The following is a 13,515-nucleotide window of genomic DNA, read 5'->3' as shown; positions in this document are numbered from 1 at the left end:
TTATTTGTGCAACTACTTTAAGCACAGAAAATAGAATTATGCTAATTTTTATGAAGATTTTATAATTGGGCGAGAACACGATGAGTCTGGAACTTTCCGCGTCGGTGAAATATTGGCTGAATTTCTTTCATCCGGTGCTCATGTGGGCGCTATTAGTAGTTTCAATTTATGCTGCCTACTTAGGGCTGCAAGTACAGCGTACCAGAAATGCTCAGGGGGAAGAAAAGAAAGAACTGATTAAAGGTAGATATAACGTTAGACACTACCAAATCGGGTCTATACTCCTAGCTTTGATGGTTGTAGGTGCAATTGGAGGGATGGGTGTCACTTACATCAATAATGGCAAGTTATTTGTTGCGCCTCACCTGCTGGCAGGACTAGGTATGACGGGTATGATTGCATTTTCTGCTGCTTTGTCCCCCTATATGCAAAAAGGGGCAAATTGGGCGCGGGCAACTCATATTCTGGTAAATTTTACCCTTTTAGGGCTTTTTGCTTGGCAGGCTGTCACCGGCGTACAAATTGTCCAAAGAATTCTTACTAAAGCATAGTTAAGTAGGTTTTTGTCATTTGTCAAAAATTAATGACAAATGACAAAGAACTATTGACTCACCGCTTTTGCTTAGAATTAGCAGGAAAGGGTATTGCCAAAGATTTCTGAAAATCTTCTTGAACTTTGCGAGTTAAGCGGCGGGAGACTTGGCGGACAATTTGGTTAAGTAAGCGATCGCCTGTAGATTGAATTATAGACTTAGGTAATCGCTGAATAAACCTGGGAAAGTGCAAATCAACTATTAAATCCAATTCCCATTCAACTCTGGTAATTTCACCAATACTACTGGAAGTATCGTTTTCTATTAACTGTAGAGATGCCCGATAGTCTACGTCATAACCAGGTGGTTGGTAGTCAGGAATAGGGATTGTACGGATGCGGTAAATACCCTCGTCTGGAGGCAACAATTCCAAACCAATTTTAGGTTCTACATTATAACCAAAAGCACCAAAACGACCAATTACTAGAGCGTAGCCATTTTCTCCAAGTAATTGCACCTTCATGGGTTCAGCGCAACGGGAAAACCATGAGGCGTGATTATTAAGATACTCAGCAACCTTCTCTGCTGGGGCAGGCATTTCCATAAAATCTTGATAACGACCGTAAAATTTTGTGACCGTCGCTACATTTGCTTCTATTAATGTGTCCTCGCCTGCTTCATGGCTGGAGGCTACAGGTAAAACTGCTTCTGTTATTTCCCAGGATTTATATTCGCTTTGTTTTGAAAGCATAAATGTATTAATGTATATTTTAGCGTTCGTCTATATTAATAATTCCCCATCTACCTGGGTCATTTCACATTAATATCCCATTTTTACCGAAACCTCATTAATCTGCCATCAAGTCCATAGAATTACTAAAATAAAGAACTGAACAAGCACACAATAGTTTCCCAGGATAGCATTTCTCATGAAAGCATTTGTAGCAGGGGCAACAGGTGAAACAGGTCGCCGGATTGTGCAAGAGTTGATAGCGCGGAATATTCCCGTCATAGCTTTGGTGCGGGATATAGAGAAAGCTAGGGGTATTCTCTCTCCTGAAGCCGAATTAGTGGTAGGCGACGTATTACAACCAGAAAGTTTAACTGCTGCGTTGGGAGATAGCACAGTTTTGTTGGTTGCTACTGGTGCAAAACCTAGTTTTGACCCCACTGGCCCCTATAAAGTAGATTTTGAAGGCACTAAAAATTTAGTAGAAGCTGCTAAGGCAAAGGGAATTGAGCATTTCGTCTTAGTTTCTTCTTTGTGTACTTCGCAGTTATTCCATCCACTGAACTTGTTTTGGCTGATTTTAGTGTGGAAAAAGCAAGCTGAAGAGTATATCCAGAAAAGTGGTCTTACCTATACGATTGTGCGGCCTGGTGGGTTGAAGAATGAAGATAACTCCGACGCGATTGTGATGCAGAGTGCTGATACACTTTTCGACGGTAGTATACCCAGGCAAAAAGTCGCCCAAGTTGCTGTTGAGGCGCTGTTTGAACCAGATGCACGCAATAAAATTGTCGAGATTGTTGCCAAACCGGAAGCAACCCCGAAAAACTTTAAGGAGTTATTTCAACAGTGCTGATATTCCACAGGATTCTATTCTTCATGTAGAAGCTATGCCTACGCCTACGCACTTTGTCAAGTAGCTTGCTTCATCTAAATAGCCGCCCCTTGATTCCACTCTCTAAAGCGATCGCTGCCTCCCACAGGCAAAAGGGTTTAGCAATGCTAAACCCCTACACTGATTCACTATAGACGAGCCATTGCTATCTTAATTACTTTCATCTTCACAAAAACCAATACGACTAAATTACTTTTATTCTGGAAAGTACTGATTATTGAAAATATCTTCAGGAGTAAAAGGGCATTTTTCTGGAAAAATTTCAGGCTGTAAAGCTGTTTTTTGAATTGCTTGTCTTCTGGCTTTAATATAAACTGTATCTAAGCAGTTAAGAGAATAGTTATAAAGCGAGAAGTATTGGAATACTACAAGAAGCGATTGAGCTTATACTTAGTCGATATTGTTGGGAGTATCTCTTTATGCTGATTTTTTCTAATTCTTAAAAAAATGAGCAAATCGGGAATGATAACTAACAATCAGGTGTGAACTTTAATGCAATAAGTTCGTCGATGATTTTTGTTAGCAAAGAGAACAAATTTGAAGGAGTCGGATTCTGAAAGGCTTTGAATTCAAAGGTGTTGAAAAACTTATTGGGCCAATAGCCGCGCTTCTCGGCTTTGTGTATTTGTTGCAATGGTATATTGGAGACTTGCGATCGCCTTCTGATCCCATCTTTGCAGTTCAACAGCCGCCTTTGGTCATGAAAAAGGGCGACCCCTATATCCGCGCTTTAATGCGAACCATCTCGGCGAGTGAAGCGAGTGGTAATCGTCCCTATTCGCTGTTGTATGGTGGGCAGCAAGTCAACGACCTTAGCCGACATCCTGAGATATGCGTCACAATTGTTATAGGCCCCAACACAGGTAATTGTTCCACTGCTGCTGGCAGATATCAAATTATCAACATTACTTGGTATCGTTTAGCCCCCCGTTATCATCCAAAACCGATGCAGATGATGTTTTGGACTGCTTATAGTTTTGAAGCAGAATATCAAGATACAGTAGTTTACCGTTGGTTAAATGATTCTAAAGCTTGGGGAGTTGATATTTCTCAACTGTTGCGCCAGGGAAAGTTAAATGATGTTTTGCGGCGGCTTTCTCCCACCTGGACAAGTCTAGGATATGGCATAGAAACTAATTCTGTTAGTAGCTCTTTGCCTAAAGTTTATCAAAAAATGCTGCAAGAGGAATTAACCGCAGCTAATCAACCAACAGCGCCCAATTTAAGACCATCGCCAACTCCTTCTAGCAAGGCAGTGAAAAAGTTACCCAGTAAGCAATGAGATTATCCTAATTTTTAAGCTGCATAGAAAAAATCTTTGATGTTTTCCAAAAATGCCAAGGTATTTTCAAAGTGAATATTATGTCCAGCATTACTAATTATTTTTAGTTGGGCTTCACAGAGTTGAGCCATTTCTGTATTAATAGATATAAATTTTTTATCATATTCACCCACTAATAATAGCAAAGGAATTTTATTCTCTTGTAGCTTTTGCCACAAAGAAGGTTGACATCCAGTTCCCATGAAGCGCAATGATTTATCTAATTCGTATGGATTATTCTGCAACCGACATTCTATCATGCGATCGTATTCTGGATGATTTTTTATATAACCAAAAATTGGTTGATTGTACCAATTTGAAAGAAAAGCAGCAAAATCAGTTTGAATAATACTTCTGCTTAATTTTCTAGCTATTTGAGCATCACGTCTAACTCGTTCTAATCGTTCTGCTTCTGTTGCTAAACCTGGGGAAGCTGATTCTAATACAACTTTAATAAAACGTTCTGGAAAATGTACAGTTAGATATAAAGCCAACCTTCCACCCATTGAATAACCAATTAAATAGCATTTATCTATTTTTAATTCATCTAATAAATAGATTATTGCTTGAGCAGTGGGTTGTATTTTATAGTATTCATCACTTCCTAAAACTTGGGTTTTACCATGTCCGGGTAAATCAAGGATGAGATAAGAAAAGTCTTGAGTTAGTATTTTTATAGCTTCATCGAATTCATTAATGTTTCCCATGAAGCCATGTAATAAAAGAATTAGAGGTTTGTTTCTATTGGCATTTAAATAATAGTTAAACTTATATTTTTCTTTCTTCTTATTTTCCATACATTATGTTTAAACAATAACTAGCCATAGCTTGCCGACGTAAGCATTGCCTTTTCGATCCTTGGCAAGATAGGTAATGCCAAAACGTCCTCTTTATAATACATATAAGACACTTGTGTTCATTTTGGCATAAATAACCCTTTGCCTGAGTCAATACACCAAATCTCGCATCTCTAGAAAATGGCTTGCCGTGCTAGTTAATTTTTTATTTTTTTAATTCTTAAGGTAAAAATCGATCTAAAGCAGCTTTTAACTGTTTAATTTCAACGTCAATATTACCCTCTTGTGCTGCTCTAGCAATACACTCAGTTAAATGTTCATCCAAAACAATTCGCGCTACCTTATCTAATGCCCCTCGCACTGCGGCAATTTGCAGTAGAACATCAGGACAAGGGGTATTTTGCTGCACCATTGTTTTAATACCACGAACATGTCCTTCTATCCGCGATAATCGATTGGCAATTCGCCGTAATGACTCTTCGCTATGGACGTGAGGATGAGCCGACTCTCCAGCCTCATGAGTATGATCTGTATGCTCGTGGTTTGTATCGTGAGGGTGGGAATGTTCTGTTTGTTGGAATATTGGCAAGGATTCCTTGCCTAATCGCTTTGATCCATTCATGGGTTATCAGAAGACTTGTAGTACTAAGATCCTAGCCTAGTGGTTGTAGGGAGTGGGTAAGAGGACTTGGGTACAAGGGAAAAGACTTGTCCCCAATTCTCACTCAAGTCACCTTGTTCCCCCTACTCCCCACTCCCCTAACTCTACTGCTGACGATTGGCTCTTTCTTGGGGAATGATTTCTGTTACTACCCTACCGCTAGAAGTGCCGCCTTTAACAACAATATTTTCTGTTTGCAGATTACCAACGGCTGTTTCACCTGTAAAATTTAACCGTGGGTCAATTTGTCGATAAACTACATTTCCCTGAGCTTCAACTAACTTATTGTCTAGATACCAAGTTAATGTATTAGATTTCAAAGACTGGCGACGCTGACCAATGGCGTTGACGTTACCTGTTAAATAAACTGTTTTTTGTGGTATTTTCATTTCACCTTGATTCGCAGTGACGGTAAGATTTTCGGCACGCTGGAACATCCGCACGGGGGAATTTGTAGTGACAGTTTCTGCGTTCATGTTCCAGGTCATAGAGTTACTAGTTATTTGCACTGGTGGGTCTAGTAAATCTAATTGAGCATTCTGTTGAATAGTGGCAATTTTCGTTTTTAAGTTGACTTCGGCAGAATTTCCTTTACCGCGATCGCTAATTTTATTATCTTTATAACGGTCAATTTGTAAAGGGCGATCGCCAATCAATTTTTCTTGTTTAATATTCCAGATTAAATGCTCGGTTCTTACTTGTAACTGGGGATCAATGGAATTTGCTATTACCCCTCCAGAAAATTCCATGCGCTGTTCGCGGGTTTTGACTCGCGCTTCCTGCGCCACTGCTTGTAGTTGTTTATGACTACCGTTAATCTGTTTGCGGACAATCAACAAATCTTCTTTGGGACGCCATTCTAATTCATTACCTTGCAATACAATTCCATTACTGGGATCTGTAGCAAATATCCTACCTTTCAGAAACAACTGCTTTCCATTTTGTTCAATATCTGCAACATCTGCCTTGATTTGATAAACTACTTTGCCATCTTGATATAGTTCACCATAAGGACTTTCAGCTTGACCAATTTGCTTTTCTTTGGTGTACTTTGCTTGTTTAGCCCTGACTCTCCAAATCGGTCTTCCTACTTCATCTGCTTGTTCTAAAGTGACATCAAAGAAAGTCAAATTGCTATCTTCGTTAGATGAAGCCGCATTATTTTGTTGAGAAGCTGTGGGAGATTTACCCCCACAGCTTATTAAACCAAATATCAAGAAAAAAATTAAAGGGAAAAGAAGGAAGGGAGGAGTAGAGGAGAAATTTTTAATTTTTCTCTTTCCCTGTCTCCCCCTTTGATGAAATTGATACGCCATTATTCTTGGATTTCTAGATGTCCATCACTAGTTCTGGAGTCTTCCAAAAAACCGATCCCAGATAACGGGCGGTATGGATAGCTTTGGCGAGGAGTTTTTTGAATATCTTCTTTGATGGCTTCTAAATCAATGTAGCGATCACTTACATTAATTAAGCTGTCGCTGGTCATCGAACGCAAGCTCACCACTTCTACCCGCACGCCGCGATAGCTAACTGAATTTACCGCATAAGCCAAATCCCCATCACCGCTAACTAAAACTGCGGTATCATAAGAATCTACTAGCGCCATCATATCGACGGCTATTTCTACATCTAGGTTAGCTTTTTTAGAGCCATCTGGTAGCTGGACTAAATCCTTAGCAATGACTCGATAGCCATTGCGACGCATCCACAGCAGAAACCCCTGTTGCTTCTCGTTTGTCCGGTCTACACCAGTGTAGAAAAAAGACCTTAGTAGTCTAGAACCTCCAGTCAATCGACACAAGAGCTTCGTGTAATCGATTTCAATCCCTAGTTGCAGTGCAGCGTAAAATAGATTTGAGCCATCAATAAATATGGCCACCCGACCCCGATTCTCCAAAACCTGTTCTGGCGTAAAGATTGAATCGGTTTCAAAATTATTCAACATCATTGTGATACCTCAATTATTATCCCTGCTATTTTTGATACAAATTACCAACTTTTAGATGCTAGTCACAGCGGCTTATGATAATGTTCCGGGACTAATTTAAATTCAGCCCCGATAAATTTTTTGAGAAAATAAGAAATTGAACAAAATCAGACTTTGATAAGGATTAATCGTTTTTTGGGGGTTCTATTCGCTTAAAAATCGGTTGGGCTGTACCCAACTGTTGTTTACTAGATAGTATCCCCCATGTCGCATGGGTAGCAAAAGGAGCGGTGATTGAACTTTGTATTTGATCGTTAAAGTTTATTCCAAAGCCCAGCTGCCGATAAATATCGCTACTGATGTTCGGAATAATTGGGGATAGCAGATAAGCTGCTAGTCTAACCGATTCTAGAACTGCGTACAGAACTTTTTCCACCAACTCCTGCTGTCCCTGTTTATATAATGACCAAGGAGCCTGTTCATCAATAAACTTATTACTGGCTTGCACCAATGAAAGGATGGCCTCGCAGGCTTCACTGAAAGCTAGCTCTTGGTATGCTTGTTTTACATTCTCCCCTAGACGTAAACCAATTGTTTTCAATGGATTTTCGTCAGAAATTCCTTCATTGCCGATTGATGGGACATTATTCTGGGCACAGTATTTCTTCACCATGTTCAAGGTGCGATTGAGCAAATTACCTAAATCATTTGCCAAATCTGCATTCAGAACATTAATGAACCTTACTTCATTAAAATCTCCATCTTTGCCAAATTCGATTTCCTTAAGGAAGTAATAACGAACGGCATCACTACCATAGCGCTGAACTAACGCTATAGGATCAAGGGTATTACCCAGACTTTTGCCCATCTTTTGACCATCTTTAGTCAAAAACCCATGCCCAAATACTCGATCTGGCAAGGGTAAGTCAGCCGACAACAGCATTGCTGGCCAGTAAACTGCATGGAAGCGCAGAATATCTTTACCAATTAGGTGCAAGTTAATCGGCCACCATGTTTCTAAGGCATTTGCTAAAGTCGGTTCTGCATCTGGTTCTAGTAATGCCGTTACATAACCTAACAGCGCGTCAAACCAGACATAAAGGGTGTGCTTGGGATCAACTGGTACAGGAAAACCCCAATCTAGATTTACCCGCGAAATGGAAAAGTCTTGCAGACCTTGATTTACAAAGTTGAGAACTTCATTGCGCCGACTTTCTGGTTGAATAAAATCCGGTCTAGATTGATAAAATTCTGTTAGCTTAGTTTGATATTTGGATAAGCGGAAAAAATAGTTTTGCTCGTCTCGCCACTCTACTTCTTTGTTAGTATGAATCGCGCAACGGTGTCCTTCTAGCAGATCCCGTTCTTCTTTGAATTCTTCGCAGGATACGCAGTACCAGCCTTTTTGTTGCCCCTGGTAAATGTCACCAGATTTCCAGACTTTATCAAAGAATTCTTTGACGATCGCTTCATGACGAGGTGCAGTAGTCCGGCTAAAGCGATCGTATTGAATGTCGAGTAATTGCCACAAATTAACGAAACTTGGAACAATTTCATCGCAAAACTCTTGTGGTGCTTTGCCTAAAGTTTCTGCCGATCGCTGAATTTTTTGCCCATGTTCATCTGTACCTGTAATTAGTAATACCTGATGCCCCAAAAGCCTGTGAAATCGCGCCACTACATCTGCTGCGATCGTCGTATAAGCACTGCCTATATGGGGCACATCGTTTACATAATATAGTGGTGTTGTTAGTGCAAATGTCAATTCTTTTTTATTTACTAGATTCATACAAAATAAAAATTCACTTATAAAACGTTTTACTTTTATCGGAAAAACCAAGTAATTATACAATATTATTTCTATTTTTTCCAATAATACCTTAATATTAGCAAACTTTTCATATCAAAAATTGTTTTGTAATATGCATCAATTCAACTCATTTTTGCCTACAACAGTCAATCATTATCATAATTTTTCTGAATACTTTATATTAGAAATTATTGTGATCAAAAATACATAATCCAGAATCCGGAAAATCTATCTGGTTTTGTAGATTAGATATTTCTATCTTAAGACGGTCATGGCAGTCGTAAAGAAATGTAAAAATTAAATTAAGATAAACTGCCATATTTACCGGAAAAATATATTGATTAGGTATGAGTCGAAATAGCCCCTTAGAGATTTCTCGCGCTTTGGTGGCGGCGCTTTCAACCCAAATGTTTCGTTATTACGAGGATCGGATTCCCCAGGATGCCAGCGTTTTGGTAGTCAGCAATCACCGCAGCTTTATGGATGCACTAGTTTTAATGGCGGCGTTATCGAGTCCGATTCGCTTTGCTTGCCATCACTACATGGGACAAGTGCCAGTAATGCGGGAGATTGTCACTGGACAATTGGGGTGTTTTCCTTTGGAAGAAACTCAAAACCGTCAGCAAAGCTTTTTTTCGCACTCGCAGGTGCTATTGCAGTCCAAGCAGATGGTAGGAGTATTTCCAGAAGGAACTGAACCAATGGTGAAATTTACTGTGCCAAACATGGTAGGTAACTTTCAACGAGGATTTGCCCATTTGGCATTACGGGCTGATGTGCAGGATTTAGCAATTTTGCCGATCGCGATCGCCTCCTTAGAAGAAGTAAACACTTCTGGCTTCCCCTTAAGGCTTTTGAGTCTATTTGACCCTTCAGAACCTTTATTTAACCAAAGTGGTTGGCATCCACTGGTACTTTATCGTCGGGTTGCAGTGTTAATCGGTCGCCCTTATTGGATTACGCCCCAACATCAAAAAAAATATCACGGCAAGCAAGCCAGAACTGTTGTGGCTGAACTGACAGAACATTGTCATGCTGAAATTAGCGATTTACTGCGTCAAGGTTGCTATTAGAGGCATTCGATTTTAAATTTTGGATTGTCTTCACGACTTTCAGTAGCTTGTTCCCAAATCTTTTTTATTTTTGCTCAAAAGTACCGAAGCTCGTAACAGCAACAATCAGCAATCCAAAAGTTTTATACCATTGACTAATGACCAATGACTAATGACCAATGACTAATGACTATCTCAGAAGTTGAGCTAAATCCTTGTTTTCTAACTCCTAAACGAGTAAAGCCAGAGTATCCCCTATTGGTATATTTGCCAGGAATGGATGGAACTGGTCAACTATTGCGATCGCAAACGGCTGGATTAGAAACTGGCTTTGATGTCCGTTGTTTAGCGATCCCACGCAAAGACCTTAACACTTGGGATGTGCTAGCGAAAAGTGTATTGGACTTAATCTACGCCGAATTAGAAAAAAGCTCTCAGAGGGCAGTTTATCTGTGTGGTGAGTCCTTTGGTGGTTGCTTGGCAATGAAAGTAGCAATCCAAACGCCGCATTTATTTAAGCGAATTATCTTAATTAACCCAGCTTCGTCCTTTCGTCTTCGTCCTTGGTTGAATTGGGCATCTGAACTTACTTACTTGGTACCATCAGAGTTGTATGATGTTGGCGCACTGGGGTTGTTGCCTTTTCTAGCATCTTTGCCACGCATTTCTCGAAGCGATCGCCACGAACTACTGAAAACTATGCGTTCTGTGCCGCCAGAAACCGTTCTTTGGCGGTTGTCTTTACTGCGAGAATTTGATATTGATAACGAACAGTTAGGTTGCTTAACTCAACCAGTTTTGCTAATTGCTGGTGGTAGCGATCGCCTTTTACCTTCTGTAACGGAAGTAAAGCGGATAGGGAATATCTTACCAAATACCAAAATTGTGGTATTGCCCCATTGTGGACACGCTTGCTTACTAGAGGAAGATATTAATCTCTATGAAATTCTTAAGGATAACGACTTTTTAGAAAGTAATGCTGATATAGGCAGGGGGCTAGAGGTGAGAGGATAGGGTGAGGCGCGATGCCTACGGCGGGCTGCGCGATCGCATGAAATAGAAATTAATTAAACAAACTCAAAACCTACTATGACCAAAACAACTGTCAAACCGCAAATTCCTTTTGAATTATTTCTAGATGCCATTGCCAACCTTCCTTTAGAAGAAAAACATCAACTGTGGCAATTATTAAATGACGAAATTAATCAAAGCGAAAGAAATTTCCTTCCAGAAGACTCTTATGATTGGGGTTCCCAAGGACAGCCAAAAGGCAAGCCACTAGAATATATCCCTGGAGTTGGGCTAAAAGTTGTTGGTGGCAAGAATGCTCCAACTTGATTTGCTTGAAGGTGGCGACGTAATTATAGTAAGTTTGCCTACTAGTACTCCTAGAGGACGTGAGCAGCAAGGAACTCGACCTGCTGTAGTGATCGGTATACCTTGGGGAGAAGTCCGCTATTCAATGCTAATGATTACACCTTTAACTACCCAAAGTGGTTCTTGGGCGTTCAATAATCCCAGCTTATATCCGCTTTTGTTAGCTGGTGCTGGTGTTTGCCTCGTCTTGCTTGATCAAACGCGAGGATTAGATATAAATCGAGTTTTGGCGTATTTAGGAACACTCACCCCTGAGCAATATGTTTCTATCGCTGATGGATTAAGACAGTTATTCAGAAAAGAAAATAGTTAATCTGAAACTGATATTTACGTTTATAGAGGGATGTAGAGCCGCTCATAATTTCGCTACAACCAAAAGAGAGGCTTTACAAGATGGTGTCAAGCAATGGCAGACAAACCACAAAAAATAGAAGTGAATAAATCAGTTAATTCACTCAGAGAAACTTCAGAAGTACAAATCCAGGCTCAATCATCAGTAGAAAATGAACCGTCTATAGTAGAGTTTTTTATTAAAACTGTTGCTGAGACTGGCAAAGCAGTTTTAGACACAGCAGTAGGTGTAGGAGAAGCGACAGCGAAAGAAACACACAAGTTTATTGAGCAAACAACTCAAAGTAGCGGTCAGGTTGTGAATCACCTGAGCGAAAATTGGCTGATTAGAAAGCTATCTGGAGTATTAAATTTAAATTGGCTAATTGGTACTACTGACGCTGTTGATTTGGAAAAAGCAGAAGCGGCGGTAAACAAGCTCAAACAACAGTATCCAAATGAGTCAGCTAGCCAGATTGCTCACCGAATCATGGTAGAAAAAGCAACTCAAGCAGGCACAGTTGGACTAGCAACAAGTGTTTTACCAGGAATAGCAGTTGCATTGTTGGCAATTGATTTAACAGCCACAACTAAAATACAGTCAGAAATGCTTTATCAGATTGCATCTGTCTACGGGCTAGATTTAAAAGATCCTGCGCGTAAAGGTGAAATTTTGGCAATTTTTGGTCTGGGCTTGGGTGGAGGCCGTCTATTAAAAGCTGCGGGATTAGGCTTGCTGCGAAATATACCCTTGGCGGGTGCGGTAATAGGAGCTAGTTCAAATGCGACGATGATTTATTCATTGGGGTACGCTGCTTGTCGATTTTACGAAGCCAAGCTAGATGAATCAACTTCGCTTGCATCGCCACAGACACTAGCAACATTAAAAGCAGAGAGTGAAAAGTATTTAGAAACTGCGATCGCTCAACAAGCCATCATGGATCAAATTTTAGTTCACATGATCCTCGCCAGCCATCCAGAGAAGACTTGGGAAGAAATTTTGCCAGAATTACAAACTCTAAACCTCACTCCTAACTCCTTGGATGCCATAGCCCAAAATATCAAATCACCCAAGCCTTTAGATGTACTGCTCAATCAGCTGAATCGTGATTTTGCCATACCCTTGCTCGCTCAGTGTTACAAAATTGCCCAGCTTGACAATAAGACTACACCAGTTGAGCAAGAAATAATAGAAGCGATCGCTAGCAAATTTGATATTGACAAAAATGGAATTGGGGCATAATGCATTAGGCAGAGGAGGTAAAAAAGTGGAGTTATGAGCGGATTTCACTAGTATCAGACACAAAACTAGCCATTTTTAATAACTTTAAAGCCTGCCAAACTCCAACGGCTTGGCAGGCTTGTCTAGTGTTTTACTAAATTAATGTTCTATCATTAATTTTTTTCCAAATATAACTACCTCTCTTTTTTTAAACCTTTTCCTTTTATCTAATCTAAGTTTTTGCCTAGTTAATTCCTGAGATATTAATTCCTGAGCGCGACTTTCAATTTTTATTTGGTTTTCTATTGGCTGTTCTTTAATTCTTTCTCTTAGGCTTTTGCCCATTCTTCTTACCCTTCTTCTTTTAGTTTTTTAAGATGGCTCTTGTACCGTGCATCAGCCTTTTGAATTAAGTGTTTATAAAAAAGTCTTTGGCTAACGCCGGATTTGTCACCTGCTACCAATAAAATGGCTTGCCTCAATGGGTCAAAAGCAAACGCTACACGCCAAACACCACCAAAAGCTGAGAATCGTAGCTCTTTCATGTTTCCGTACTTCGACCCTTGGAGCGTATCAACATGAGGACTTTTGCTTGTGGGCCAAACATTTCTATTACCTGAGCCGTAGCAAGCAACTCATTTTTTACTTCTTGAGGTAGAGCATCGAACTCAGACTCGAAATCATCATGAAACTCAACTTGCCATTCCACTAATTTATTATGGTTAAAACTTCATAAGAACTCTTGCAAAAGTTTTTTGTGATATGATTAGAAATTTGCTTTCTTTATGATTGGGGCTTAAATTAGCAGTGAAATTTTGGAGAGCCAAGCAGCTTACTTCAAGGAAATTTAAACGACTTAC

General features: G+C 39.9%; 15 protein-coding genes and 2 pseudogenes. 8 read left to right on the top strand and 9 right to left on the bottom strand.

Features of this window, described 5'->3' with window-relative positions; all coding sequences use genetic code 11:
- The first annotated feature begins 80 nt into the window (after positions 1 to 80).
- Positions 81 to 551 (top strand): DUF4079 domain-containing protein, encoded by a 471-nt coding sequence (locus LC608_RS22445; RefSeq protein WP_229555620.1) that lies wholly within the window; start codon positions 81 to 83, stop codon positions 549 to 551.
- 58 nt (positions 552 to 609) lie between these two features.
- Here LC608_RS22445 and LC608_RS22440 read toward each other — a convergent pair whose 3' ends face one another.
- Positions 610 to 1,284, bottom strand: coding sequence for a DUF1997 domain-containing protein (locus tag LC608_RS22440; RefSeq protein WP_229555619.1), 675 nt, complete (start codon positions 1,282 to 1,284; stop codon positions 610 to 612).
- Positions 1,285 to 1,462: 178 nt separating this feature from the next.
- Here LC608_RS22440 and LC608_RS22435 point away from each other — a divergent pair, with 178 nt between their 5' ends.
- Positions 1,463 to 2,119, top strand: coding sequence for an NAD(P)H-binding protein (locus tag LC608_RS22435; RefSeq protein ID WP_229555618.1), 657 nt, complete (start codon positions 1,463 to 1,465; stop codon positions 2,117 to 2,119).
- Between the two features lie 234 nt (positions 2,120 to 2,353).
- Here the strand turns inward: LC608_RS22435 and LC608_RS37635 are convergent.
- Positions 2,354 to 2,503: pseudogene (locus LC608_RS37635) on the bottom strand (DUF29 family protein); the annotation flags it as partial.
- Positions 2,504 to 2,777: 274 nt separating this feature from the next.
- On the opposite strand from LC608_RS37635, the gene LC608_RS22430 reads away from it, so the two are divergent.
- Entirely contained in the window at positions 2,778 to 3,440 is a 663-nt protein-coding gene (locus tag LC608_RS22430; protein WP_229555617.1) for a glycoside hydrolase family protein, read from the top strand.
- A 14-nt stretch (positions 3,441 to 3,454) separates the two neighbouring features.
- Here the strand turns inward: LC608_RS22430 and menH are convergent, their stop codons facing one another.
- The 5 genes from menH to metG form a co-directional block, all read right to left on the bottom strand.
- A complete protein-coding gene (gene menH, locus LC608_RS22425) occupies positions 3,455 to 4,276 on the bottom strand; it encodes a 2-succinyl-6-hydroxy-2,4-cyclohexadiene-1-carboxylate synthase (RefSeq protein ID WP_229555616.1) in 822 nt (273 codons plus the stop codon).
- 220 nt (positions 4,277 to 4,496) lie between these two features.
- Positions 4,497 to 4,898 (bottom strand): metal-sensitive transcriptional regulator, encoded by a 402-nt coding sequence (locus tag LC608_RS22420; protein WP_229555615.1) that lies wholly within the window; start codon positions 4,896 to 4,898, stop codon positions 4,497 to 4,499.
- A 143-nt stretch (positions 4,899 to 5,041) separates the two neighbouring features.
- Complete coding sequence (lptC, locus tag LC608_RS22415) at positions 5,042 to 6,253, bottom strand: LPS export ABC transporter periplasmic protein LptC (protein WP_229555614.1); 1,212 nt, start codon at positions 6,251 to 6,253, stop codon at positions 5,042 to 5,044.
- The gene (locus LC608_RS22410) at positions 6,253 to 6,882 is read right to left on the bottom strand and encodes an NYN domain-containing protein (RefSeq protein WP_229555735.1); all 630 of its coding nucleotides are present in this window, start codon (positions 6,880 to 6,882) and stop codon (positions 6,253 to 6,255) included. The genes lptC and LC608_RS22410 overlap by 1 nt, the downstream gene beginning before the upstream one ends.
- 166 nt (positions 6,883 to 7,048) lie before the next feature.
- A complete protein-coding gene (gene metG / locus LC608_RS22405; RefSeq protein ID WP_229555613.1) occupies positions 7,049 to 8,653 on the bottom strand; it encodes a methionine--tRNA ligase in 1,605 nt (534 codons plus the stop codon).
- Between the two features lie 368 nt (positions 8,654 to 9,021).
- Here metG and LC608_RS22400 point away from each other — a divergent pair, with 368 nt between their 5' ends.
- The 5 genes from LC608_RS22400 (at position 9,022) to LC608_RS22380 (ending at position 12,676) form a co-directional block, all read left to right on the top strand.
- Positions 9,022 to 9,747, top strand: coding sequence for a 1-acyl-sn-glycerol-3-phosphate acyltransferase (locus LC608_RS22400; protein ID WP_229555612.1), 726 nt, complete (start codon positions 9,022 to 9,024; stop codon positions 9,745 to 9,747).
- Between the two features lie 171 nt (positions 9,748 to 9,918).
- Complete coding sequence (locus tag LC608_RS22395; RefSeq protein ID WP_229555733.1) at positions 9,919 to 10,740, top strand: alpha/beta fold hydrolase; 822 nt, start codon at positions 9,919 to 9,921, stop codon at positions 10,738 to 10,740.
- Positions 10,741 to 10,815: 75 nt separating this feature from the next.
- Complete coding sequence (locus LC608_RS22390) at positions 10,816 to 11,064, top strand: hypothetical protein (RefSeq protein WP_229555611.1); 249 nt, start codon at positions 10,816 to 10,818, stop codon at positions 11,062 to 11,064.
- The gene (locus LC608_RS22385) at positions 11,051 to 11,416 is read left to right on the top strand and encodes a type II toxin-antitoxin system PemK/MazF family toxin (RefSeq protein ID WP_229555610.1); all 366 of its coding nucleotides are present in this window, start codon (positions 11,051 to 11,053) and stop codon (positions 11,414 to 11,416) included. Before LC608_RS22390 ends, LC608_RS22385 begins: the two co-directional genes overlap by 14 nt.
- A 93-nt stretch (positions 11,417 to 11,509) precedes the next feature.
- The gene (locus LC608_RS22380; protein WP_229555609.1) at positions 11,510 to 12,676 is read left to right on the top strand and encodes an EcsC family protein; all 1,167 of its coding nucleotides are present in this window, start codon (positions 11,510 to 11,512) and stop codon (positions 12,674 to 12,676) included.
- A gap of 138 nt (positions 12,677 to 12,814) precedes the next feature.
- Here the strand turns inward: LC608_RS22380 and LC608_RS22375 are convergent, their stop codons facing one another.
- Both LC608_RS22375 and LC608_RS22370 read right to left on the bottom strand, forming a co-directional pair.
- Positions 12,815 to 13,000 carry a hypothetical protein gene (locus LC608_RS22375; RefSeq protein ID WP_229555608.1) on the bottom strand — a complete coding sequence of 62 codons (186 nt, stop codon included), beginning with the start codon at positions 12,998 to 13,000 and terminating at the stop codon, positions 12,815 to 12,817.
- 5 nt (positions 13,001 to 13,005) lie between these two features.
- Positions 13,006 to 13,364, bottom strand: a pseudogene (locus LC608_RS22370) (type II toxin-antitoxin system RelE/ParE family toxin).
- Between the last annotated feature and the right edge of the window lie 151 nt (positions 13,365 to 13,515).

Origin of the sequence: Nostoc sp. XA010 (genome assembly GCF_020829625.1) — a bacterium.
GTDB lineage: Bacteria > Cyanobacteriota > Cyanobacteriia > Cyanobacteriales > Nostocaceae > Nostoc.
This window is presented reverse-complemented; position numbering and strand designations above follow the sequence as displayed.